Genomic DNA, 20,982 nt, shown 5'->3' on the forward strand with positions numbered 1-20,982 from the left:
TCAACTGCTTGGTAGTGTGATCATGTCACTATTAGGTTTTTTTGGAAGTTTCATTTCTTTCTTGTATGAAAAAAGACATAATAGGGAGACTAAATAGATTGATAAGAACATAAATAGAGCGTAATCCAGTGAATTAAACAAATTTTACTTGGTTTCATGTATCTACGTTTGAACTTGATACTCTATTTATGTTCTTGGGATTTAAGTGTGATAAGGGAGAAGTTAACTGTTGTAACAGTGGCTTCTTTTTTGTTTACAAACAAGAACAAGTGTTCTATTATATCTTTGAGGTGATAAATATGGAGCCAAATTTAAATTGGAAAAAAGATTTTCAAGAATTCCAAGAAATACTAAATTCTGGTATTAATCCTGAATGGCTATATAGCGCTAAAGCCAACATGATACTGAACCCTGCATATACTGGAGAAGGTAGGCAATTCTTTTTTACAAAAGATATTATGAAAGCGAGTAAAACAATTCCATTCTTTTAATGTGGTTAATGTTATTAATATCTGAAAATGATTTAAAATACATTGCTTTAAGCAATATTAATATAGATATAAAGTTAAACGCTAGGTAGCTATAAATGCCTAGTGTTTTTTCATTTTCTGATTTTCAGTTTTTATGGATGCATGATACGCTTATAAAAACTATTAAGTTATAGAAAAAGTGGAGGATTATAGATGAAATCGATAAAAGTGTATCACTATGATGCTTTTAGTAAAAAGCCCAATAAAGGTAATCCTGCTGGTGTTGTTATAAATGGAGACACCTTAACAGAAACGGAGATGCAGGACGTTGCTTTTAAAGTAGGCTTTAATGAAACAGCTTTTCCAATAGCATCTGATAAAGCAGACTTTAGAATACGCTATTTTTCACCAAAACAAGAGATGGAGCTTTGTGGACACGCAACAATGGCAACAATTTATGCGTTAAAGACAAACGGATGGTTAGAAAATAAAACAGAACTAACTATTGAAACAAATGTAGGGGTCTTATCGATACGTATTACAACGAATGAGCAAAATGAAATACTTATAACAATGAAACAAGCATTACCACAATTTAAAAAATTTGAAGGATCCCGATATGATTTAGCAAAAGCAATAGGCATTGAAGAAGTAGATTTTGATGATGAGCTACCCATAATGTACGGTAGCACTGGGGCATGGACACTTTTAATACCTATAAAGTCACTTGATATTTTTAATAAAATGGGACCAAATAACAAGGTGTTTTCTTCAATTTTAAATGAAATACCAAACGCATCTATACATCCATTTTGCCTTGAAAGTTATCATGAAGAAGCGGATATGCATGGCCGTCATTTTTCTTCAACTTTTTCAGGAACAATAGAAGATCCGGTGACTGGCACTGCTTCAGGTGTCATGGGTGCGTATTTTGCCAAGTATATAAAAAAAGAGTCTCATACTTCCATGAAACTTATTATAGAGCAAGGACAAGAAATGAATAAAGATGGCCAAGTGATAGTAAATGTTGCAGAAAATAACGAAATCGAAATAACTGGCAATGCTGTTTATGTAGGAGAAATTGATATATCATTTTAGGGATTAAGCGTTTTTTTAAAAGTATGCGCAGAAATTTATACTTTATAAAAATAGTGAATGGATACTTTTGTATTTGCTATATGGATATAGTAAAGTTAATTTAAATGAGATATGTAGAGAGGTTGATAACTATGGATTTAAATAATGTCATAAATACCTATAAAGTAATACTCTCGAATGCTTCCGCAACAAGTAAAGGTGATAAACGAAGAAACGGCGTAGATAAAATAATTGCACTGTTTATTAAAAACCCTGAAACGAAAAGTGAAGGGCTAAATTTTCTGGAAAGTTTAGATACAGAGTCATTCTATAATTTACTTAGTGCGTGGGATATAGGTCGAAGTGTCCTCACAGCGCCAGATTGTTTGAATGATGATATTAGGATTAATGGGGGCAAGGCAAATTTAATGAAAGAAAACGTTAAAACTTTAAAAAATAATTTGCCTATCCAATATGAAGCAGCCATCTATTTTAAAGATAAAGACTGTATTTTTGTAAAACAATGCCTGATAGCATTTCAGAAAGATTTTATATAGTAATATAAACACCACTTAAAGGGCGAAGAATGACTCTTTTAAGTGGTGTTCTACTATAAGTAGTAAACTTTAGAAATATTTGTGTTTATAGCACTTGTAGAGGTACAAAATAATTGTAGAAAAAATGACTACTAAAATGATGACAAATTGAAATATACCTATATCAATATTTCCGCCAGTAGCGTTATATACGTCTTTAATACCCATGAAAGATAGAAGCGTGGATAACTCGAAATTTAGTATAGTAATGAATCTTCTATTGAAATTTATAGCGTCTTTGGATATTGTTTTATTCTCAAAACTGGATCTAAAATTTTCGAATTTTACGTAATACTTAAATAAGAGATACATGAAAACCCATAAAGCTAAAATTATTATTGGAAGAATGAATATTTCTTTTTTGTATCCCCACGCATCTGGGTTACTATATAAATCAAAGTGCACAGGTACTTTCTCTGGCAAACTATTGTAATTAATAGAAGTATATAAAAAAAGTAAAATAATGAAAATTAAACCAGTGAAATTCAAGGTTTTATTGATCATGATGTGTCCTTTCAAAATTGGAATATTCGCTATTAACGTCGCATTATAAAGAAATTGCTCATAAAAAAGAACCAAATGCTTTTATAACAAATGGTGTGTTTATGTTCTGAAATAAACGCTTGGACTGTTTATTATTAATTTGTATTTTATAATAAAATTATAGAAAGTGCAAAAAACACAGCTGATAAAATAAATAAGATAGCACCAAAAAATACTAATTTTCTAGATTGCTTCTGAATACCTAATTCATGATTATTGTCTAAGTTTTTTTCGCTAATGACTTTGCGCTCATTATTAAATTCATAAAATGAAAACAAACTAATGATCAATAGAATTAAACTAATTATGAAAGTAATAATGATTAATATGCCCATCTATGAGTTAGCTCCATCTACGTTACTTGATAAAATTTCTAAATAGCGATATATATTATTTGAAGTGGTATCTTTCGGTAAACTGTGAGTGAATACATGCCCATTTTTAGTTTCAACAGTATAAGTGACGTGGTCAAGATTGATATTATAATTAATGATTTGCATAAATTTCTCCTCGGAAATTGAATTTATATTTATTATACAATGAATGAGTTCGTAATTTTTTGCGACTTTTAATTGTTTTGAACGATGTATGACTAATTATATCTAATTGTACTACATATAAAGTTATTTTGTTGTAAAAAAGGTAATAAAAGCTAATTTAATTTTATATTTACAAAAACCTGATAGTTTAATTAAAATGTAGAAATACAAACTTTTATAGAAGAGGTTGACAAAGTGTTATATCCATAGTATATTTGTACTCAAGTAATTTTTAATTCGGAAATTTTAAAAGTAGTCTTATTCATTGAATTTTACTCCTTTGGATTTTTTAATAACAAGTTACAAATATATGTGCTAAAGCACACGGAGGTTTTCATATGAATAAAGGTACAGTAAAATGGTTCAATGCAGATAAAGGTTTCGGTTTCATCGAAGTAGAAAATAACGACGACGTATTCGTACATTTCTCAGCTATCAATTCTGAAGGTTACAAATCATTAGAAGAAGGCGAAACAGTTGAATTCGACATCGTTGATGGCGACCGTGGTAAACAAGCTGCTAACGTTAACAAAGCATAATTTAAAATATTAAATTATCTTTAACACTCACCCTACGGGGTGGGTGTTTTTTTGCGTTGAAAATTAAAAGTTAAAAGAATTAATAACAATAAATTATAATAAATATTTAGAAAAGTATAAGAGGATTATTTTGTAAGCGCTTAATTTAACTAGTATACTTAATATATAGTAAAAGGAGCGGATATTATGCAAAATTATAAAGGCTTTGATAAAGATTTTAATATTACAGATAAAGTAGCTATTATTACTGGGGGTAACAGTGGTATAGGTAAAGCAATCTCCGATTTTTACATAGAAAAAGGGGCCAAAGTTGCAGTATTAGATATAAAAGATAGTGTAAATGAATTGAAAGGTGATCACATTCTAGGCATTCAATGTGATATAACAAATGAACAAGATATAGATAATGCGATTGATTTAACAAAGCAGACTTTTGGCCGTATTGATATATTGGTAAATTCTGCAGGTGTTGCGCTTTTAGATAAAGCGGAAACAATGTCTAGCGAGATTTGGCAAAAACAAATTGATTTAAATTTAACTGCCTCATTTAAAATGGCTCAAAAAGTTGGAAATGTATTTATTGAACAAGGTGAAGGTGGAAAAATTATTAATATGGCAAGCCAAAATGCTTTAATAGCATTAGATAAACATACTGCTTATGGAGTAACAAAAGCTGGAATTGTTAATTTAACTAAGAGCTTGGCATTTGAGTGGGCAAAATTTAATATTAACGTTAACGCTATTGCGCCAACAATTGTTGCAACAGAATTGTCTGATAAAGCATGGGTAGGCAAGGCAAGAGAAGACGCTTTAGCTGGTATCCCTTTAGGAAGATTTGGTGAACCTGAGGAAGTAGCAGCAATCGCTCTATTTTTAGCAAGTGACGCGACGAATTTTATGACCGGAGAAACCATTGTATTAGATGGTGGTAATACGATTAAATAAGTTATGTTAATAAATATTTAGATGAAGATATTTTATAATTAATGAATAATAATAAGTAAATCCTATAAATTAATATTTATAGGATTTACTTATTTTGTGTATATAACTGGGATAGTAGCGATTTTATAAAGTGCTGACGCCTAGGGAAATAATATGAGCGAGAGAGTACAGGCTCGAGCCATATCCCAGGCAAGCATGCACTTTAAAATCGGATTAATATGATTTACTAGCAAGAATTATTACATGAAATTTATGTAAATAAAAAACACATCAGTAATTTGGGATGTGTTTAGTCATTAAGTATTTGCAAGATTTCATCGTATTTTTGTTCGCTCAACATACCTAATGGACTTTCTTCGAATTTAAATATTAAAAAATCATCGTTTGAATTAAAGGAATTTTTAATACTTTCGTATATTTCATTTCTATCTAGATCACTTTTTAAAAGCCATAACCCTCTATAAATATACAAAGCATTACCTAAGGCATTTAATTTAGCAGGTAATTTTTCATAACCATACGAAATAGAATTCAAATTATACGACAATATATATTTTGACATTAATATCAGCCTCCTGTATAAGCATATCATTAACTGTAAATTAAAAGTTGGACAAAGGTTGATATTAGATGAATTTAGAGCGATTATTTAAGAAAAATATACAAAGTATTTAATTTAGCATTTTATTTACTCAAGCTTAATTCATTTTAGAGGTAATTTAAATTGGGGAAAATAGCTCTCGTTTGCATATAAATATTTAAAAGTGAATACTGTATGTAGGGATTTAAAAAATGACTTTGTTAGAGGATTCATAATCTGTAAAAGTAAGGGAAGATGCATATGCAAATTTTCAGAATAAGCTCAGACCATAAGAAAAGTGCACGTTTTTTAGATAATAGAAGGCTATCAAAGCAAGTATTAGAATTATATCAAATTATTAGAGTATGTTTAGCAAAGTTAAACCTTGTTGATGTAAACAGCAATTATATTAAACATCCCATCGTTGCTCATGTTTATAACAATGGAGAACCATACATTATAGATACTTTTAAGCTTTTAGAAAGTATGAACGAAGAGCATATTCACCGTGGAGGAAAACGTTCTGTTGATTTTAATAATGATATAGAGCGTTTGAGTGAAATTGTTTATAAAGAAGAATATCAAAAATATTTTTCACATAAAATGCTACCTCCATTTTATGTTTTTGGTGATCGTAAAGTATACGGTGAAGATGCATTTGAGTTATATCAAATATTATTATTCAATAAATGGAAAGAAGATAAAATACCGCCAAGATGTGGTATTAAAAAAGGGACAGATGAACATGGCACAACGTTATCAAATTGAACAGTTATGGCGTCAATATAAATATGAAGTGTTGTGGCACGATCAAAATAGTTACAATAATATTAGAGAAATAATGAAAGAAAATCCGACATATGGAGATATAGCATCTTTGATTTCATATGCGTTAACACTAAAGCCAACTGAAGGTTCTATCATCAATGCTTATGATCATATGTGGGGGTATTTTAAAAAAATACGTAGTTCATCAGAAAATGAATTCCAGAAAGGTTTAAAATATCAATTTCAACAACATAATATAGATGAAACTTATCTTTTAGAATTTCTCAAAAGTATAGCTGATTTTTACAACGTTGATTATATAAAGCAATCTTCAATTATAAAAAAATTGAAATAGGAGGAATAATAATGGAAATGATAAAAATATTAACGAGAACATTATTACCTTTTGTGGGCGGCAATATTATAGGTAAAATTACTGCAAAAGAAGCGCCAAAAGATTATGGTAAATTTGAAAAACCACCGTATTCTCCACCACGATATGCGTTTCCTATTGTTTGGCCAATATTGTATTTATGCATGGGCGTAGCTTATAATTTGGTTAAAGGTAATGGAACAAATACCAAAGCAGCAACTGTTACACATTATACTCAGCTTAGTTTGAATTTTCTGTGGTCATTATTGTATTTTAAAAAGAAAGTAAGGGGCATCGCCTTGATTGAGAGTTTCATTTTATTAATAGCAGTAACGACTAACGTTGTTGTATTTTTTAAAAACAAACCTATTTCAGGTATCTTGCTGTTCCCTTATGTTCTGTGGTCTAGTTATGCTAGCTATTTAAATACTGGCAATTGGTTGCTAAATAAAGATAACCCAGAGTATTCAAATGGTCTCTGTAAATAAGATTTTAATTCAAAGTGTCAACAAAGTTTCTGACTTTGTTGGCATTTTTTATTCATATACTTTTATATACTATGAAAGATGAAATACCGAGGTTGAGATTTAAATATATTTATCTTTATTAATATAAAATATATTAGAAAATTAGGGGTATAGATATAATATATTAATGCTCATACGGAAGTGAATAACCAAATAGTCATTTTGATTTAGAGAGCCGTTAGAATAAAATTGTTGAGGCGAAATAATTTAAATGAAAAGGTGGATTTTATGAATTATATAAAATATTTAAATTCTCAAGATAGTACCCGAATTTATACAAAGATTAATGATGTTGAAAACGCACAAGCAAATATTATCGTAGTACATGGCTTAGGAGAACATTTAGATCGCTATGATGAATTAACAATGCATTTAAATTCAAATAGATTCAATGTCATCCGATATGATCAACGTGGGCATGGACGCTCGGAAGGTCCTCAAACGTATTATAATAATATGAATGAAATAGTGGAGGATCTATCAACAGTTATTAATTACGTGAAATCAAATTTTGAGGGCAAATTATATTTGGTTGGCCATAGTATGGGAGGATATACAGTGACATTATTTGGCACACAATATCCAAATGCAGTAGATGGCATAATCACTTCGGGAGCATTAACACGTTATAATATTAAATTATTTGGTGAGCCAGATAGAAGCATGTCTCCACATGAATATATAGAAAATGCATTAGGTGATGGATTATGTTCTGACCAAACAGTTGTTGAAAAGTATAAATTAGATGATTTAATTGCTGAAAAAATATCCATGGGACTCGTTTATACAATACTTGATGGTATTGAGTATTTAAAAAATAACGCAAAGCAATTCAAGGATAATATATTAATCTTACATGGTAAAGAAGACGGTTTAGTTAGCTATAAGGACTCAATTCAATTATATGATGAAATAGGCTCTGAGCATAAATCTATTCATATTTATGACGGGTTACAACACGAAATATTTAACGAGTCTTCTTATAACAAAAGTATATTTAATGAAATTGTAGATTGGCTAAATTATGAGCTAAAATAGTTTTAGAATTTTAAGTATACATCGATATTATTGTTTCATGCTTTATTAACTATTATGAAATGTTTGTTTTGAACTATTGAACATTTTACAATAGATGGTAGAAGTCATGATTATGGAGGGAATTTATTTATGATGATAAAAACATTACACATGCAATATGAAGAAGGTTTTGAAGCTTTCGATGAACGTGTAAACGAATTCCTGCAAGAAGTTAATGATAAGCAACACTGGGAGCTTGTGAGCGTTACACCATCTGTTACGAATAGTATGGAAGGCGTAGATTATTTTATTACGATTGTATTTAAAAAATAAAGTGGAAAACGATTATCGTTTTCCACTTTATTATAACTAAGTCAACTATATGAATTTCAGTCCCTTAATGCGTACTTAGTTTAATATCGTAGTATTATTATGCATTAAATGTTTGTTTAGAAACATTAAAATAATCTGCGAGAATAGCAACCTCGTTTTCTGAAACACTACGGTATCCATTTTCCCAATCCCAAATCTGACAAATTCTAAAATCTTTGTCATAGTTATTATTTAAATTGATAACTAATTTGGAGATACTTAAATTATATTTTTCGCGTAATTCATTTAGTACTTTCACAATTAATCACTCCCAAACGAGTTGTAATAAAATCCGTATATAATTGTAGTATACACACTACTTATTTTCAAATTAGTGAACTTATAAAGGCGTTATCATATACTGGTATTATGCAAATTAGCTTGCTAAATAAGAGAAGCATTAAAATGTATTAATAATATAAAATTCGAAAAAGAGAGATAAGGTGGATTCATATGAAAATTATTGCTATGAGTATTTTTGTTGATAATCAAGATAAAGCAAAACAATTTTACACAGAAAAATTAGGGTTTAAACTGAAACATGATATTGAAATGGGCGGAGAATTTAAATGGTTGACCGTAAAAGAAAATAACTCTAATAATCCAGTTGAAATAGTGTTAGAACCTAATGTGAGTGAGATCGCTAAAAATTATCAAGAAGGTTTATATAGTGCTAGTATACCCATAACTATGTTTGGGGTTGAAAATATGGAAGCATCACATGAGCGGTTAGTTAATTTAGGTGTCGAATTTCATACTGAGCCTAAGGAAGTTGATGGCACCAAACTTGCGATTATAAATGATACTTGTGGTAATTTAATTCAGATTATAGAACAATAATATACGTAGAAATAGACTGTAACCAACTACTGAACTATTATCGTTAATATGAATTCAGTTTATTTTCTAAGAATTGTAGGAGGTGTTTTATGGAATTAGTAGTTAAACGGACAAAAGATTTATCAAATATTGAACTATTACATATTTTAGAAGAAAGAATAAAAGTATTCGTAGTAGAGCAAAAATGTGCATACCAAGAAATAGATAAAGATGATGAAGAAGCGTTGCATATCATGTTGAAGGATGAAAACCACATTGCTGCATACACACGTATTGTAGATCGCCAGTCGCATATTAGCTTCGGAAGGGTGCTAGTGGCACAAAACTATAGAATGCGAGGCTATGGACGTAATATTGTGCAGAAAACAATAGATATTATAAATGAAAAATATAGTGGATCATTAATCAGCATTTCCGGACAAGCCTATTTAAAATCATTTTATGAATCATTTGGTTTTAAAGGCGTTTCTGATATTTATTTAGAAGACAATATTCCTCATATTACATTCGAAATGATAGCAAGATAATAAGTAGGTTTAATAAACGAAGTGCATTGGAACCGTTTAAAATTAAGACAAACCTGATTAGATAGATTTTAAAAAAGTAGCTTCCAAAATGGAAACTACTTTTTTAATTTAACTAGGATTTTACCCAGATGTAATTTAGTTCTTTGTGAACTCATCGTCATTACAATAAAATCATTTAGAAAATCGTTCTTTTCAAACAAATGCGATAGCCCCTTAATGTTTATGAGAACGTCTATAGTCGATACACACTAAATTAAATGTGTATTGTTAAGCTCCTGATTTATTGTTTTTTCATTTTATCAATATCTTGAGAAACTAACATTAACAATTCTTCAGTTTCAGAGTCCGTTAAATCATCAGAACCTTTAATTCTAATAACAGAACCTTTATCTGTTTTGACATGGTAGATAGGCTCGTCATCTTTATAAACTTTACGTAGTACTTCCATTTCATCACCCTTTTTTATCTGAAACAATTCTATGTAATTAGTAACACATAATGGTTAAAAATAAAGAATTGAGTTGTTATCATAACTTGCAATTATTTTTATAAAATAAATTGCTAGTTATTAATGCTTTAACTATAGGATAACTTTTTGTTGGATTCATTTCCAACAGTATGATTAATTTTATTTAAATTTATTAATATTTACATATATCGCTATATTCTTTATTGATAAATCAATTATAAGTTTAAATAAATAATTTGAGAACGATTTACAAAATTTAGTTATTTAGGTTTTTATTATATAAAAGCGGGTAAATATAACTAAGCACAAGAAGTCCTCCAAACTTTAGTGTGGAATATATTTTCGATTCGAGATTTCGAGGCTGGGACATATCACATGTCTTAGCCTCAGTTTTTTATATTGGCAGTGGCTGACTGAATTGAAAATGCGCTTATATCAAGCTTTTAAAGAACTACTACTTCATTTATGAAGACAAGTAGTTCTTATACAAGCGCTGAAGCGCTTGTATTCCATTTTACAGTAGCTATGCCGGGGTGGGACGACGAAATTTTATTAGAAAAATTAGATTTCTGTCCCACTCCCATTTCTTTTATAATGGCGATAAGTTATATTAATAGTATCATTTAAATTAAAAGGATGTAAAAGATGAAGTTACTTAATATACTATCATTGGTTTGTAGCATATTTATAGCATTGATAATTGTTTATGGTGTGATTATGATGGTTGGTGATGCCATGGGTATTACAACTTTTAATGGTCAATTACTCATTGTAGGGCTATCATTAGTCTTACTTAGTGGATTAGTAGGAAAGCAGAAACCTAGATTATCTATGCTTATATTATTTGTAGGTTTTATTATAGTTGTTATGAATTAATGTATATAAAGATACAGTCCAATAAGTTGAATTAAATTCAATTTATTGGACTGTATTTTATTTGAATAAATACGAGTGGTGTATAGCTTACCCATTATTCAATATTATTTTTTAATTTCTCATCCATATCTTTAGCAACGGCAGTTAATAAGTGAGTTATTTCCGTTTTATTCGATGTGTCATCAGTTTTGACTTTAATTAATAGACCTAAATTTGTCTTTATATGATAAATAGGTGCCTTATTTTCATATACTTTTCTTAGAATTTGCATCTTATCACCTCATCAAATAGAAATACGAAAGTGCAAGAAAGAGGAAATCAAAAACTTTCAAGTGTAAAATGTTACCTAATGGTTATATTAAAGCATTTTCGATTAAATAGGAAATAATTGGATTTTAAAAGACTAATTAAACGATATAAAAAAAGACTGAGCAATGTGTATATGAACTCAGCCTAGCTTTATCTATTTCTAAAATGATTTGATAGAATTGCAGTGTTAAAAAATGATTAAAATTGATCGTTTGTTCTATCTTCTTCAACAATATATTCATCTGTTCCGTAATCAGTAGATGTACTTAATATAGATTTTACTAATAGTGCAAATGAAACAACACCTAATAAGACTAATGCAATTTTTTTCATAAAATCAAGCTCCTCTTTGTTAGATAGTTTACCATACAGCAATCCGAACAAACGAAAATATATGATTAATTTGCGAATATTATTATTAATTATACCAAAAAAATGAATTGTTCAATATATAAACGAGGGGATTTGAGACACCAATTTTCAATTTTAGCTGTTTATTTTATAAGCTTTGGAAGAACTTTAATGTAAACAAGTTCACCAATGAGTTCGGTTAATGTTTGAGTAATAATGACCGTTGTAGTGATGGTTACCCAATGATCTGGTAAGGAAAGGGCGAGGGGTAACACCACCAATGCGTTTCTTGTACTAGAACTGAAAGCTAATGTTCTTAAATTTGGAATATCTAAACGGAATAACTTTCCACAAAACAAGCCTATTATAGGTGCAATAATCATAAAACAGATATAAATAGGTACAACACTTAATACGATATTTAAATCATTTGTGATCTTGTTTATTTGTGAGCCTACGACTGAAAAAAGCACAAGTGACATGAAGAGTTCCGGTAACCATGCAGTAAGATTTAAGACGCGATTTATAGAGCTAGATTTTTTACTGAGCAATTGTAATAATAATGCCAGTATTAATGGGATAATGATGAATGTGAAAAAAGCATTAATAAATGGTCCTATATCAATGATTGATAATATTTCATTATGTAAAAAAATAGTGAAATAAACTGGTAGTAGAATAATTTGTAATACAAATAATATAGGTGTAGAAATAAGCATATACTGCGCATTTCCTTTACCTAATGCAGTGAAGACGATAACGTAATCAATACACGGTGTTAACAGTACAAGATACAGCCCAATTAATATTGGAGCAGAACTAACATCAAATAGTTGTATCAAGGCATAAACAAAGATAGGTATGATTATAAAATTAGATAAAATTAAGGCAATTATATATTTCATGTTAAAAAGGTTTTGACGAATATTGAAAAAAGGAATTTGTGAAAACATGCTAAACATTAAAATGCCAATAAAAATTGAGATCACAGACTCTAGAAAAACAGAAAATATTTGTGATGTTAAACCAGCTAACACACCCAGTATAAGTGCTACAAAATATATATAAATTTGATAGTGTTCAATTTTACTTTTAAAGTGTTGCATAATGACCTCGCTTTTAGAAAATAAATACACATTAATTATAACTTAATGTGCTGCGCTATGAAATTTAATATACGCATTTGACGATATAATAAGTTTTTGATTGTATTGGCAACTTTTATTTTGATATAATAACCAAGGCATGTCTTAGGGCATGATAGAATTTAACGGAGATGGGTTTTCTACGTGTCCTTTGACATGTGAAGATTCATAACTCCCGTTATAGTCAAAAGCCCCTTTAATTAGGGGCTTTTTAAATGGTCAGCAAAGCCTTATGGGTTTTGTTGTTTTTTTAATTTTTAATCCTCAATTATTAAATTGGTAGTGGCTAACTGAATTGAAAAAGCGCTTCAGCTCTTGTATTTCATTTTAAAGTCAGCTTTGCCAGGCTGTGTTCATACGACGAAATCTTGTTAAAGAAATAGGTTTCTGTCCCACTCCCAAAATACTATTATGATTTTAAAGTAAAAAGTTTAAGTTTTAACATGAAAAAGCTCATAATCGCTAAGCTAAATCAATAGCGATTATGAGTACAGTTAATTTACATATTAAGATTTTTGTTTATCTTGTATGCTAACTTTATTTTCGACCTTTTCGTCAGTTGAGTTGTCTACACTTAATAATAACGCTCGTACTATAAGTGCACCAGTTACTAGTAAAAGTAAATTTTTGAATAATTTCATAATTATCACTCACCCGTCTTTATTAAAACGACTTAAATATCACAACACATTTTTAATGCGTAATTGTCTTATTTATATAATACCCTTTCTACAATATTGTAAATAAAATTTCACACAAATTGTAGAAAGGGCTTGGCCTAAAAATTAAATGTCGATGATTTTAAGTTGTGATTGTGTTTCATTAATTTCTATTTTTAGATTTTTACTATTATTTTCTACAGTAGTGCTAATCACTTCACCATTTTGTATAGAAAAATGAACTTGGCTTAAGATACCCATTGCATAGTCATTGATTGGACTAACTAATGAAATAGAATTGGCATCTTCCTGTATTACAAATTGTTTCTGACTTTGATTAATAACCTCCCATTGAGGTAAGTATGTTAACTTCAAAATCAACCCTCCTAATTTTTATTTTTCAAAAGTTATTATTTAATTTACATTATAAACTATATTTCTGAAAATGGTATTAAACACAACTGAAAGTAAATGTGACTCATTTAGTTAAAATGTTAATTACAGGGAATAAGAATATTGAAGAAATTGTTTAATAGAGGTGATGTTATGAATATTTTGATAGCAATAATATTAAGTCTTGTATTCGCATTTTTAGGAACAATGCCATTTTTATTTATAAATACGAGGTTGCATGAAAATGTTAACCATTCAAGTGAAGAGGTTCGTCATGAGAAAAGGAGAGCGTATAAACGCTTTATATACTTTTTTGTTTTAGGAATTGCTATGTTAACAATTTATCATTTTCTTACTGATTAATTACGATTACATCCGATTTATATCGAAAATTTAGTTTTGTAATTGTACATGTAATTTAGGTTTACAATTTTATGAGAAATTAAAAAGTCCTGGCCACGACATAAAATAATCTTTAAAGGATTATTCGCGTTGTGATTAGGACTTAATTTGATTAACTGAATATAATTGAGCATAAAATACCAGCGACACCTAAAAGTATCAACATAAATGTTGCTCCAAGTAATGATTCTTTAGCTTGCTGAGACTTTTTGTTTTTGTAAGTGATGAGTAACACGATACCACAAACTAGAAAAACTAATGATAACCAGAATATAATCATGAAATGTAGACTCAAAGCACTAGACCTCCTTTAATATAAAAGTTAAATTGCCAATGATTTAAGACATAATATTATTGCTTTTTGTAATTTTAAATGTAGTAAATATAATTTTTTATTATAACATTATCAGTTTATCACTAAATACTTAACAGCAATAGTGTAAATATTTATATACAATATATTGAGTCACAATTAAATGGATGAACAACGTTTGATTAATTAAAAGTTTCAAAAGTTAAAATTAGGAAAGATAATACTATACAATTTAAATAACGATTTTCTGGAAGGGGTGGTTATATATTGGGAAATATGAATGTGAACTTAGAAGAAACTAAAGAAGCAGTTAATAGTTTAAAGACCAAGAATTTCTCTGATAATCAACGACAATATGATGAAACTGAAGCCAAAATTATAAAACAAAAAGACTATATACGAAATAAGCTAATGCCTGATAACAAACAAGAGGATGAACGTATCAAAGAAATAGCGGGTAAACTTAGTTCGCATATACAAGTAGCCTTTGATGAATTTGACAATATGGATAAAGTTATTGATTATTTAATGCCGACTTTTCAACGGGGAAAAGTTGATAAAGTATATGGACGTGCATTATTACTTATGGAAGAAAATACAATGATTGAGCAAGTGAAAGCACACTTTGGTGATTCTAAAATAAAAGCTAAATTGATGGACTATATTTTGACTGAATTAATAGAGTTAAGTAATGAAATTATGCCAAATGAATATAGTGAAATTTTGACAATTGAGCGGTCGTATTTTGAACTATTATATAACCATAATTAATATTATTTAATTAATTAAGTAGTTTGATGTATAATGAAATTAAATTAAATAAGCGAGGAGATTTAACTATGAATGAAGTAAATAAAGTGATTTACATTGTATTAGCAGTGTTTCTAGGTAGCTTTGGTATTCATAAATTCTACGCTAGAAAAACAGGCGTAGGGATTTTATACTTAATATTTTGTTGGACAGGTATTCCTCAAATATTAGCAATTATTGGTGCTATCCTTACACTATTGAAACCAGCTGATCAGAACGGTAATGTTTTAGTATAGGTATTATAAATATAATGAATCTGAGACGTGTATTTATGTCCTAGACTTTTTAAATGGTTGTTAGAATTCTACGGAAATCTAACAGCCATTTTTCGTTCGAAAATATATGGGTTTACTGGACACAAAAGGGTGTTAACTGTAAGTTACGACATATCATAAAAAATCGCTATTTATCGTTTAAATTAAAAAACCACCTACAAAACACGCAGTTTTACAGGCAGTTTATTATGTTTACTTTAAATTAAAAAAACTTTATAAAGTTTACATTTTCGAATTAAATATAGCTATAACAACAATTCTTTTTAATTTTTTAAATAATAAAAAGAGTCGTGGTAGACAAATACTTTATATTTGATATGATTAGACAAAAGTACGATATGGTAAATCATGTAACGATTAAAAATATATAAAATCGAGGTAATGCTTATGACATTTTATGATTTTGTAATTAGTTTTATAGAAGACGATACACCACTTGGACAACTCGCTCACAAAATTAAAAGGGATAATAATTTCCCTAAAGATGCAACTGGCTATAATGAATTAAACTCGTATTTTTATAGTAATTATATAGATCATGAAATGTTAGCTTCTGCTAAACGGGCGCTGAGTTTATATCTTAATAATATAAGCATAGCTTAAATATATTTAGCACTCTATGTTTCGTAATACCAGTTTTGTTTGTTTAAGGCATCTTTAATATCTTTTGTTTTAAAATTAATTTCATTATTTCTAATAGAGAATGGTTCAAGTATACTTTGAGCCATCCATGAATTAATAAGCTCTCTAGGTAATCCATCTAATTCCATATCAGTCTTACTGACGACAAAGCATTCCCAATCAAGTGAAACTTTCGAAGGATTAATATAATTACACTCTTTGAGCTGATTCATAAATAACACTCCTTAATATTGTAAATCCGACATTAAGTTTTACCCATGTATGAGATGGGTGAAACGATAATTGTGAAATAAATGAAATTTAATCATATTTTGTAGCCATATAATTTTAAAGTTAATAAACAAGTAATTCTAATAAATAATGCTTGATGACGTGTAACGCAATGGGTTATGCGTTTTCTTTTTATATACCCGCTTTTTAGTGTGTGTTAATCAAAAAATATAAATATTACTAAATAAAAAAACTGGAATCACTCAAAAGGAGTGTTTCCAGTCATAGCGTTGAAAAAATTTACGATTTTATGAGCAGCTTTTTGTGCATGCTTTCCGCGGGCACAGCCTCAGCCTGTAGTCTTTGGCTAGTGCTTTTCCCGCAGGAGTCAGCCCAAATCACTGACATTTTTAAACAAAAACAAAACGATAGATTATTCATTGATTAAACTTATATAAAGGCCAATATAGATACTAATGAAGATAAATGAATTAATTACAAAGATTATATCAACGAAAAAATATAAAAATAAACCAAATGCTTTGATAGCAATTGGTTTATCTACATTTTAGGGTGATAAGAGGATGCACCATTTAAGTGATTGAATTCGTAGAATTCTGTTTCTGGAATTGTTTTAATAATTTGATTAACTGCATGTGCGATATCATTGTTAGGGATCAAAGTTTCAGTTTCCATTGGTAGTGTTAGTTGAGTCATATTGTAACATAGAAAAGCAGCAATCTATTAGTTTCTAATGGATTGCTGCTTTTAATTTGAGAATGGGATATTTATGTCCCAGGCTCTTTTAATTTCAAACGTTGTTATACGTGTCAAAAAAATAATTCTACCAAGGTATAATACCGAGGATACAAGCGACTAGAATCATAAATAAACTAGATCCTATTGCCCATTTGATAACAATACGTTGGTTTTGTCCATATTCAATATCGAGCATACCAACCAGTAAGTAACCGGCAGCATACAATGGACTTAATACATGAAGTGGTTGTCCTAATACTGAAGCTCTAGCCATATCTACTTTAGATATACCAAATTGTTGTGCTGATTCAGCAAGGATTGGTAATACGCCATAATAGAATGGGTCATTAGCCATAAAGTAAGTGAATGGCCCACTAAGTAGGGCGGTAATTAAAGCAAAGTGATTTCCTAAAGCATCAGGAATAATTTGCACTAATGTATTCGCCATTTCATCAACCATGTGTGTCCCATCCATAACACCTGTAAAGATACCAGATGCAAAAACAAGGCTTATTACTGATAGTACATCACCAGCATGTTTTTTAATTACTGAATTTTGAATACTTAGGTTTGGATAATTGAGTACTATTGCAACACCGAACCAAAGCATGAACATAACCGGAATCGGCATCAGTCCAATAACAAGGCAAACAATTAATGAAATTGTTAAAATTGCGTTTGGTATGAGCATTTTAGGTCTTTTTAATAATGACTCTTCTTTCGTATCTGTAGGTCTTACATCATCTAAATCAATATTTGTATTAGAAGTAATGTATTTTTTTGCACGTTTACCTAATATGTATGCTACGGCAAAAGCAAAAACGATACCTGCAATCATTGCAGGAATAATAGGTATGAAAACTTCCTCAGTGGTAACCTGTAAAGATGAAATTGCTCGTGCTGTCGGGCCACCCCAAGGTAACATGTTCATAACGCCAATTGATAGTAGTGCTAAGGTTGAAAGTGTATATAAGCTCATGCCAATTTTTTTATATAATGGCATCATTGCAGTTACAGTTATAATAAATGTAGTAGTGCCATCGCCATCTAACGCGACCATTGAAGCTAAGACAACAGTACCCATTGCAATTTTAACTGGATCCCCTTTAACTACTTTAATAATTCGATTAATGACAGGTTCGAATAACCCAGCATCGATCATAACTCCAAAATATAAAATGGCAAACGTGAGCATAATACCTGTTGGTGCAACTGTTTCAATGCCTTTGAGCATATATTCGCCAAGACCAGAGTAGAACCCACCAATCAAAGCAAAAACAGTTGGTACAACAATCAATGCTGTTAATGCTGACATTTTACGTGACATGATTAATATCAAGAAAACGATAATCATAATGAAACCTAATAAAGCTAAATTCATATCTTTGAATCCCCCCCTATCTGTCCAATTATAGCGCTTTCATTTGATTTGTAAAACGAAAAATAGAAACTTATATAAACTTTTTTAGAAAAATTAATTTTAAAATAAAAGTGCATCTATTGATCAATTTAAATTAATCAATAGATGCACTTGATAGAAAAAAGATGAAGTTATGTATAAGAAGGAAGCTAACCTATAAAGCCCATTACATATGTTTTCCACATTGGGTAACTCATTAGAATGAATGCGAAGATGGATACGAACATAGCAAAGATATTAGCTACACGATCGCCACGTATACAAGCGTATAAGTTAAATAAGAAAACACCTAAGATAAATAAAGCGCCTGCTAATATTGCCATATCACCTTCGATCACTTTGTTAACAGCTAGTAAAGGTGTAGCTAAAGTAATTAATGATAAGAACAAAGATAGTAAAGTAGTAGCATATTTCAATTTGCTCAGTCCTTTCTATAAATTGGAAAGATAGTCTTTTAATGTGCATATGTTGATTGTAAGTATAACTTATTAAAATAATATTTCTAAATGATTTTGATTGCAAGCCATTATAGGAAAACTTTTGAAAAATTGCCTTAATTCGATGGTTTTGTTACATAGAGAGAGCTATTGTGAATATGAAATAAATATAACATTATTTCATATACAGGTATCAACAATTTAATTGAATAATTCTAAATCATTGCCTTTAAAGTAATATATTAACCAATGTTCATCGACGTAATAGTTCTCATATTTTCTAGCATGTTCTTCTAAAAAGAGTGTATCAAAATTGAGGTTGCTGAAAAATACTTTTCCACTAATGTTATTTGAAATGAGTGAAGTTAATAAGATTTCTATTTCTTTGTCATGGCATATTTGGAAAATATGACGCATTAATAATTTAGAAATGTGATCTCTTGAATCATCATCAAGACCTTGGACACACATGTTTTCCATTATTGCTTTATGAGATAAGCTATATTTTTGTCTGTGAATTAAAGTAGCTGCACCAACTAATTCATCTTGTTCAAAGGCACCAAGCACTGCATAATCAGATGTTTGTGAAGAAAGTAATTTTTCTATATTTAATTCAATTAAGCATTTTTCATTTTGCAATTTCCATGCAAATACTTCAAGTTCTTTGTGGATGCCCTTTAATAAAAAAGCGCGATAAATAGATGAATCTTCACTTGTTAAGTAACGTATATCTGTCATTGAATGCCTCCTAAACTGTACAAAGTGTATATAATAAAATAATTAATATTCTGACATTTTGTTTATAATACTATAGTAAAAGAAATGATTGGGCAACTTTTCCATTTACTTATGTCAAAAATATAATTAACTTAAAATTCCTATGATTAATAAATTCATCACTATAAATTTTCTCTGTAAATTAAATTTGAATTTTAATGAATTGAAATTGATTTGACGGATTATGATATAATATAGTGGTATATACTAAAGTGGAGGCAAGACTTTTGGAGGCATTAATTATAATTATTGTTTCTCTGACAGCACTTATCCTGGTTTCTTTTGCAATTTTAGTTGTTTATTTTTTCACTCAATTTAGTGATGATGACAATTAAATACCCAGACAGAGAATACTAAAGACATCAAGAAATAAGAGGGCAGAAACATCAAAGCACAAAATAACCCCCAGACTCGAGATAGAGTCTAGGGGTTAAATTTTATATATTAAATACTAGTCAACAACTTCTACGTTTAAATCAACGTCAATGTTGCCACGTGTAGCTTTTGAATATGGACAAAATTCGTGCGCGTCTTGTAAATATTTTTCAGCGTCTTCTTGAGATAATACGCTTTTAACTTTAGCATCAATTGAAACGCTTAGTTTAGGACTTTCAGCATCTGGATCATCTTCTAAACGCACAGTTAGAGTTACTTCTGGTTCAGCATCTCTCACTTTGTTTTGTTTTAAGATTAAATCGAATGCACCGTTAAAGCATGAAGCATAACCTGCTGCGAATAATTGCTCAGGATTTGTACCTTTTTCAGCGTCAGCTTGTGCTGGTGGAATAACCGCTACATCAATTGCTTTATCATCTGTTTGAACGTGTCCGTTACGGCCACCTGTATTTGTTGCTTTAGTTTCATAATTTACTGCCATTTTATTACCTCCTTAATGACTTACTATTACTGTATACCCGTAGAATAATTTTTAAATCATATAAAATTCACTCTTTGATTAATACTGCCATTTTATAAGTTAATGTATATTGATTGTTTTATTTTTGAAAATTGTTATACAATTA

At 29.5% G+C, this 20,982-nt stretch carries 35 protein-coding genes; 17 read left to right on the forward strand and 18 right to left on the reverse strand.

Annotated features, from left to right (window positions below; translation table 11 throughout):
* Positions 1 to 299 precede the first annotated feature (299 nt).
* From AST02_RS11765 to AST02_RS11775, 3 genes are all read left to right on the forward strand, one after another.
* A complete protein-coding gene (locus AST02_RS11765) occupies positions 300 to 491 on the forward strand; it encodes a hypothetical protein (protein ID WP_031266130.1) in 192 nt (63 codons plus the stop codon).
* Between the two features lie 192 nt (positions 492 to 683).
* Positions 684 to 1,568: a PhzF family phenazine biosynthesis protein gene (locus AST02_RS11770; protein ID WP_069817938.1), complete on the forward strand. Its 885-nt coding sequence runs from the start codon at positions 684 to 686 to the stop codon at positions 1,566 to 1,568.
* Between the two features lie 131 nt (positions 1,569 to 1,699).
* On the forward strand, positions 1,700 to 2,104 hold the full coding sequence (locus AST02_RS11775) for a hypothetical protein (RefSeq protein ID WP_069817939.1): 405 nt from the start codon (positions 1,700 to 1,702) through the stop codon (positions 2,102 to 2,104).
* A 69-nt stretch (positions 2,105 to 2,173) separates the two neighbouring features.
* Here the strand turns inward: AST02_RS11775 and AST02_RS14625 are convergent, their stop codons facing one another.
* From AST02_RS14625 to AST02_RS14400, 3 genes are all read right to left on the reverse strand, one after another.
* Entirely contained in the window at positions 2,174 to 2,647 is a 474-nt protein-coding gene (locus tag AST02_RS14625; RefSeq protein WP_069817940.1) for a DUF1648 domain-containing protein, read from the reverse strand.
* A 146-nt stretch (positions 2,648 to 2,793) separates the two neighbouring features.
* Positions 2,794 to 3,021 carry a hypothetical protein gene (locus AST02_RS11785; RefSeq protein ID WP_069817941.1) on the reverse strand — a complete coding sequence of 76 codons (228 nt, stop codon included), beginning with the start codon at positions 3,019 to 3,021 and terminating at the stop codon, positions 2,794 to 2,796.
* On the reverse strand, positions 3,022 to 3,186 hold the full coding sequence (locus tag AST02_RS14400) for a hypothetical protein (RefSeq protein WP_176723025.1): 165 nt from the start codon (positions 3,184 to 3,186) through the stop codon (positions 3,022 to 3,024).
* 377 nt (positions 3,187 to 3,563) lie between these two features.
* Between AST02_RS14400 and AST02_RS11790 the strand changes: the two genes are divergently transcribed.
* Together AST02_RS11790 and AST02_RS11795 are read left to right on the forward strand one after the other, a co-directional pair.
* The gene (locus AST02_RS11790) at positions 3,564 to 3,764 is read left to right on the forward strand and encodes a cold-shock protein (protein ID WP_002508223.1); all 201 of its coding nucleotides are present in this window, start codon (positions 3,564 to 3,566) and stop codon (positions 3,762 to 3,764) included.
* 186 nt (positions 3,765 to 3,950) lie between these two features.
* On the forward strand, positions 3,951 to 4,709 hold the full coding sequence (locus AST02_RS11795) for a GolD/DthD family dehydrogenase (protein WP_069817942.1): 759 nt from the start codon (positions 3,951 to 3,953) through the stop codon (positions 4,707 to 4,709).
* A gap of 289 nt (positions 4,710 to 4,998) precedes the next feature.
* Here the strand turns inward: AST02_RS11795 and AST02_RS11800 are convergent, their stop codons facing one another.
* Complete coding sequence (locus tag AST02_RS11800) at positions 4,999 to 5,271, reverse strand: hypothetical protein (RefSeq protein WP_057512797.1); 273 nt, start codon at positions 5,269 to 5,271, stop codon at positions 4,999 to 5,001.
* A gap of 279 nt (positions 5,272 to 5,550) precedes the next feature.
* On the opposite strand from AST02_RS11800, the gene AST02_RS11805 reads away from it, so the two are divergent.
* The 5 genes from AST02_RS11805 (at position 5,551) to AST02_RS11825 (ending at position 8,307) form a co-directional block, all read left to right on the forward strand.
* On the forward strand, positions 5,551 to 6,057 hold the full coding sequence (locus AST02_RS11805) for a pyrimidine dimer DNA glycosylase/endonuclease V (RefSeq protein WP_069817943.1): 507 nt from the start codon (positions 5,551 to 5,553) through the stop codon (positions 6,055 to 6,057).
* Positions 6,035 to 6,412: a DUF1722 domain-containing protein gene (locus tag AST02_RS11810; RefSeq protein WP_069817944.1), complete on the forward strand. Its 378-nt coding sequence runs from the start codon at positions 6,035 to 6,037 to the stop codon at positions 6,410 to 6,412. Before AST02_RS11805 ends, AST02_RS11810 begins: the two co-directional genes overlap by 23 nt.
* An 11-nt stretch (positions 6,413 to 6,423) precedes the next feature.
* Positions 6,424 to 6,918: a TspO/MBR family protein gene (locus AST02_RS11815; protein ID WP_069817945.1), complete on the forward strand. Its 495-nt coding sequence runs from the start codon at positions 6,424 to 6,426 to the stop codon at positions 6,916 to 6,918.
* Positions 6,919 to 7,185: 267 nt separating this feature from the next.
* On the forward strand, positions 7,186 to 7,995 hold the full coding sequence (locus AST02_RS11820) for an alpha/beta hydrolase (RefSeq protein ID WP_069817946.1): 810 nt from the start codon (positions 7,186 to 7,188) through the stop codon (positions 7,993 to 7,995).
* A gap of 129 nt (positions 7,996 to 8,124) precedes the next feature.
* Complete coding sequence (locus AST02_RS11825) at positions 8,125 to 8,307, forward strand: hypothetical protein (protein WP_069817947.1); 183 nt, start codon at positions 8,125 to 8,127, stop codon at positions 8,305 to 8,307.
* Positions 8,308 to 8,404: 97 nt separating this feature from the next.
* Here AST02_RS11825 and AST02_RS11830 read toward each other — a convergent pair whose 3' ends face one another.
* Positions 8,405 to 8,605, reverse strand: coding sequence for a helix-turn-helix domain-containing protein (locus tag AST02_RS11830; protein WP_069817948.1), 201 nt, complete (start codon positions 8,603 to 8,605; stop codon positions 8,405 to 8,407).
* A 194-nt stretch (positions 8,606 to 8,799) separates the two neighbouring features.
* Here AST02_RS11830 and AST02_RS11835 point away from each other — a divergent pair, with 194 nt between their 5' ends.
* A complete protein-coding gene (locus AST02_RS11835; RefSeq protein WP_069817949.1) occupies positions 8,800 to 9,186 on the forward strand; it encodes a VOC family protein in 387 nt (128 codons plus the stop codon).
* An 89-nt stretch (positions 9,187 to 9,275) separates the two neighbouring features.
* Positions 9,276 to 9,713, forward strand: coding sequence for a GNAT family N-acetyltransferase (locus AST02_RS11840; protein WP_069817950.1), 438 nt, complete (start codon positions 9,276 to 9,278; stop codon positions 9,711 to 9,713).
* Between the two features lie 280 nt (positions 9,714 to 9,993).
* On the opposite strand, the gene vraX (AST02_RS14405) is transcribed toward AST02_RS11840, so the two are convergent.
* A complete protein-coding gene (gene vraX, locus AST02_RS14405; RefSeq protein ID WP_002508212.1) occupies positions 9,994 to 10,161 on the reverse strand; it encodes a C1q-binding complement inhibitor VraX in 168 nt (55 codons plus the stop codon).
* Between the two features lie 666 nt (positions 10,162 to 10,827).
* Here vraX (AST02_RS14405) and AST02_RS11845 point away from each other — a divergent pair.
* Positions 10,828 to 11,058 carry a hypothetical protein gene (locus tag AST02_RS11845; protein ID WP_021339902.1) on the forward strand — a complete coding sequence of 77 codons (231 nt, stop codon included), beginning with the start codon at positions 10,828 to 10,830 and terminating at the stop codon, positions 11,056 to 11,058.
* Positions 11,059 to 11,152: 94 nt separating this feature from the next.
* Here AST02_RS11845 and vraX (AST02_RS14410) read toward each other — a convergent pair whose 3' ends face one another.
* From vraX (AST02_RS14410) to AST02_RS11855, 5 genes are all read right to left on the reverse strand, one after another.
* Entirely contained in the window at positions 11,153 to 11,329 is a 177-nt protein-coding gene (gene vraX, locus AST02_RS14410) for a C1q-binding complement inhibitor VraX (RefSeq protein WP_176721528.1), read from the reverse strand.
* 236 nt (positions 11,330 to 11,565) lie between these two features.
* Complete coding sequence (locus AST02_RS14565) at positions 11,566 to 11,700, reverse strand: hypothetical protein (protein WP_256092403.1); 135 nt, start codon at positions 11,698 to 11,700, stop codon at positions 11,566 to 11,568.
* Between the two features lie 161 nt (positions 11,701 to 11,861).
* Entirely contained in the window at positions 11,862 to 12,824 is a 963-nt protein-coding gene (locus AST02_RS11850) for an arsenic resistance protein (RefSeq protein WP_069817951.1), read from the reverse strand.
* A 545-nt stretch (positions 12,825 to 13,369) separates the two neighbouring features.
* Positions 13,370 to 13,504, reverse strand: coding sequence for a hypothetical protein (locus AST02_RS14570; protein ID WP_256092404.1), 135 nt, complete (start codon positions 13,502 to 13,504; stop codon positions 13,370 to 13,372).
* Positions 13,505 to 13,648: 144 nt separating this feature from the next.
* The gene (locus tag AST02_RS11855; RefSeq protein ID WP_057512786.1) at positions 13,649 to 13,897 is read right to left on the reverse strand and encodes a hypothetical protein; all 249 of its coding nucleotides are present in this window, start codon (positions 13,895 to 13,897) and stop codon (positions 13,649 to 13,651) included.
* Positions 13,898 to 14,068: 171 nt separating this feature from the next.
* On the opposite strand from AST02_RS11855, the gene AST02_RS11860 reads away from it, so the two are divergent.
* Positions 14,069 to 14,278: a hypothetical protein gene (locus AST02_RS11860; RefSeq protein WP_069817952.1), complete on the forward strand. Its 210-nt coding sequence runs from the start codon at positions 14,069 to 14,071 to the stop codon at positions 14,276 to 14,278.
* 151 nt (positions 14,279 to 14,429) lie between these two features.
* Here the strand turns inward: AST02_RS11860 and tsaT are convergent, their stop codons facing one another.
* Positions 14,430 to 14,612, reverse strand: coding sequence for a type II toxin-antitoxin system toxin TsaT (gene tsaT, locus AST02_RS11865; RefSeq protein ID WP_057512784.1), 183 nt, complete (start codon positions 14,610 to 14,612; stop codon positions 14,430 to 14,432).
* Between the two features lie 294 nt (positions 14,613 to 14,906).
* Between tsaT and AST02_RS11870 the strand changes: the two genes are divergently transcribed.
* The 3 genes from AST02_RS11870 (at position 14,907) to AST02_RS11880 (ending at position 16,318) form a co-directional block, all read left to right on the forward strand.
* The gene (locus AST02_RS11870) at positions 14,907 to 15,401 is read left to right on the forward strand and encodes a hypothetical protein (RefSeq protein WP_226957464.1); all 495 of its coding nucleotides are present in this window, start codon (positions 14,907 to 14,909) and stop codon (positions 15,399 to 15,401) included.
* A gap of 68 nt (positions 15,402 to 15,469) precedes the next feature.
* Positions 15,470 to 15,676: a TM2 domain-containing protein gene (locus tag AST02_RS11875; protein WP_069817954.1), complete on the forward strand. Its 207-nt coding sequence runs from the start codon at positions 15,470 to 15,472 to the stop codon at positions 15,674 to 15,676.
* A gap of 426 nt (positions 15,677 to 16,102) precedes the next feature.
* The gene (locus tag AST02_RS11880) at positions 16,103 to 16,318 is read left to right on the forward strand and encodes a sterile alpha motif-like domain-containing protein (protein WP_069817955.1); all 216 of its coding nucleotides are present in this window, start codon (positions 16,103 to 16,105) and stop codon (positions 16,316 to 16,318) included.
* 14 nt (positions 16,319 to 16,332) lie between these two features.
* Here the strand turns inward: AST02_RS11880 and AST02_RS11885 are convergent, their stop codons facing one another.
* The 6 genes from AST02_RS11885 to AST02_RS11905 all read right to left on the reverse strand — a co-directional run bounded on the left by AST02_RS11885 (position 16,333) and on the right by AST02_RS11905 (position 20,837).
* Positions 16,333 to 16,569 (reverse strand): hypothetical protein, encoded by a 237-nt coding sequence (locus AST02_RS11885; protein ID WP_002508200.1) that lies wholly within the window; start codon positions 16,567 to 16,569, stop codon positions 16,333 to 16,335.
* Between the two features lie 559 nt (positions 16,570 to 17,128).
* Positions 17,129 to 17,284: a hypothetical protein gene (locus tag AST02_RS14415; protein WP_176721525.1), complete on the reverse strand. Its 156-nt coding sequence runs from the start codon at positions 17,282 to 17,284 to the stop codon at positions 17,129 to 17,131.
* A gap of 127 nt (positions 17,285 to 17,411) precedes the next feature.
* A complete protein-coding gene (locus tag AST02_RS11890) occupies positions 17,412 to 18,707 on the reverse strand; it encodes a CitMHS family transporter (protein ID WP_069817956.1) in 1,296 nt (431 codons plus the stop codon).
* Positions 18,708 to 18,895: 188 nt separating this feature from the next.
* Positions 18,896 to 19,162, reverse strand: coding sequence for a hypothetical protein (locus AST02_RS11895; protein WP_069817957.1), 267 nt, complete (start codon positions 19,160 to 19,162; stop codon positions 18,896 to 18,898).
* A 222-nt stretch (positions 19,163 to 19,384) separates the two neighbouring features.
* Complete coding sequence (locus AST02_RS11900; protein ID WP_069817958.1) at positions 19,385 to 19,921, reverse strand: GNAT family N-acetyltransferase; 537 nt, start codon at positions 19,919 to 19,921, stop codon at positions 19,385 to 19,387.
* A 490-nt stretch (positions 19,922 to 20,411) separates the two neighbouring features.
* The gene (locus AST02_RS11905; protein WP_002508195.1) at positions 20,412 to 20,837 is read right to left on the reverse strand and encodes an organic hydroperoxide resistance protein; all 426 of its coding nucleotides are present in this window, start codon (positions 20,835 to 20,837) and stop codon (positions 20,412 to 20,414) included.
* Between the last annotated feature and the right edge of the window lie 145 nt (positions 20,838 to 20,982).

It is taken from the genome of Staphylococcus equorum (assembly GCF_001747895.1).
Taxonomy (GTDB): domain Bacteria; phylum Bacillota; class Bacilli; order Staphylococcales; family Staphylococcaceae; genus Staphylococcus; species Staphylococcus equorum_A.

Coding starts and splice junctions, on each gene's coding strand:
- AST02_RS11765 (WP_031266130.1), top strand. CDS start 300: ATGGAGCCAAATTTAAATTGGAAAAAAGATTTTCAAGAATTCCAAGAA.
- AST02_RS11770 (WP_069817938.1), top strand. CDS start 684: ATGAAATCGATAAAAGTGTATCACTATGATGCTTTTAGTAAAAAGCCC.
- AST02_RS11775 (WP_069817939.1), top strand. CDS start 1,700: ATGGATTTAAATAATGTCATAAATACCTATAAAGTAATACTCTCGAAT.
- AST02_RS14625 (WP_069817940.1), bottom strand. CDS start 2,647: ATGATCAATAAAACCTTGAATTTCACTGGTTTAATTTTCATTATTTTA.
- AST02_RS11785 (WP_069817941.1), bottom strand. CDS start 3,021: ATGGGCATATTAATCATTATTACTTTCATAATTAGTTTAATTCTATTG.
- AST02_RS14400 (WP_176723025.1), bottom strand. CDS start 3,186: ATGCAAATCATTAATTATAATATCAATCTTGACCACGTCACTTATACT.
- AST02_RS11790 (WP_002508223.1), top strand. CDS start 3,564: ATGAATAAAGGTACAGTAAAATGGTTCAATGCAGATAAAGGTTTCGGT.
- AST02_RS11795 (WP_069817942.1), top strand. CDS start 3,951: ATGCAAAATTATAAAGGCTTTGATAAAGATTTTAATATTACAGATAAA.
- AST02_RS11800 (WP_057512797.1), bottom strand. CDS start 5,271: ATGTCAAAATATATATTGTCGTATAATTTGAATTCTATTTCGTATGGT.
- AST02_RS11805 (WP_069817943.1), top strand. CDS start 5,551: ATGCAAATTTTCAGAATAAGCTCAGACCATAAGAAAAGTGCACGTTTT.
- AST02_RS11810 (WP_069817944.1), top strand. CDS start 6,035: ATGGCACAACGTTATCAAATTGAACAGTTATGGCGTCAATATAAATAT.
- AST02_RS11815 (WP_069817945.1), top strand. CDS start 6,424: ATGGAAATGATAAAAATATTAACGAGAACATTATTACCTTTTGTGGGC.
- AST02_RS11820 (WP_069817946.1), top strand. CDS start 7,186: ATGAATTATATAAAATATTTAAATTCTCAAGATAGTACCCGAATTTAT.
- AST02_RS11825 (WP_069817947.1), top strand. CDS start 8,125: ATGATGATAAAAACATTACACATGCAATATGAAGAAGGTTTTGAAGCT.
- AST02_RS11835 (WP_069817949.1), top strand. CDS start 8,800: ATGAAAATTATTGCTATGAGTATTTTTGTTGATAATCAAGATAAAGCA.
- AST02_RS11840 (WP_069817950.1), top strand. CDS start 9,276: ATGGAATTAGTAGTTAAACGGACAAAAGATTTATCAAATATTGAACTA.
- vraX (WP_002508212.1), bottom strand. CDS start 10,161: ATGGAAGTACTACGTAAAGTTTATAAAGATGACGAGCCTATCTACCAT.
- AST02_RS11845 (WP_021339902.1), top strand. CDS start 10,828: ATGAAGTTACTTAATATACTATCATTGGTTTGTAGCATATTTATAGCA.
- vraX (WP_176721528.1), bottom strand. CDS start 11,329: ATGCAAATTCTAAGAAAAGTATATGAAAATAAGGCACCTATTTATCAT.
- AST02_RS14565 (WP_256092403.1), bottom strand. CDS start 11,700: ATGAAAAAAATTGCATTAGTCTTATTAGGTGTTGTTTCATTTGCACTA.
- AST02_RS11850 (WP_069817951.1), bottom strand. CDS start 12,824: ATGCAACACTTTAAAAGTAAAATTGAACACTATCAAATTTATATATAT.
- AST02_RS14570 (WP_256092404.1), bottom strand. CDS start 13,504: ATGAAATTATTCAAAAATTTACTTTTACTAGTAACTGGTGCACTTATA.
- AST02_RS11860 (WP_069817952.1), top strand. CDS start 14,069: ATGAATATTTTGATAGCAATAATATTAAGTCTTGTATTCGCATTTTTA.
- AST02_RS11870 (WP_226957464.1), top strand. CDS start 14,907: ATGAATGTGAACTTAGAAGAAACTAAAGAAGCAGTTAATAGTTTAAAG.
- AST02_RS11875 (WP_069817954.1), top strand. CDS start 15,470: ATGAATGAAGTAAATAAAGTGATTTACATTGTATTAGCAGTGTTTCTA.
- AST02_RS11880 (WP_069817955.1), top strand. CDS start 16,103: ATGACATTTTATGATTTTGTAATTAGTTTTATAGAAGACGATACACCA.
- AST02_RS11885 (WP_002508200.1), bottom strand. CDS start 16,569: ATGAATCAGCTCAAAGAGTGTAATTATATTAATCCTTCGAAAGTTTCA.
- AST02_RS14415 (WP_176721525.1), bottom strand. CDS start 17,284: ATGACTCAACTAACACTACCAATGGAAACTGAAACTTTGATCCCTAAC.
- AST02_RS11890 (WP_069817956.1), bottom strand. CDS start 18,707: ATGAATTTAGCTTTATTAGGTTTCATTATGATTATCGTTTTCTTGATA.
- AST02_RS11900 (WP_069817958.1), bottom strand. CDS start 19,921: ATGACAGATATACGTTACTTAACAAGTGAAGATTCATCTATTTATCGC.
- AST02_RS11905 (WP_002508195.1), bottom strand. CDS start 20,837: ATGGCAGTAAATTATGAAACTAAAGCAACAAATACAGGTGGCCGTAAC.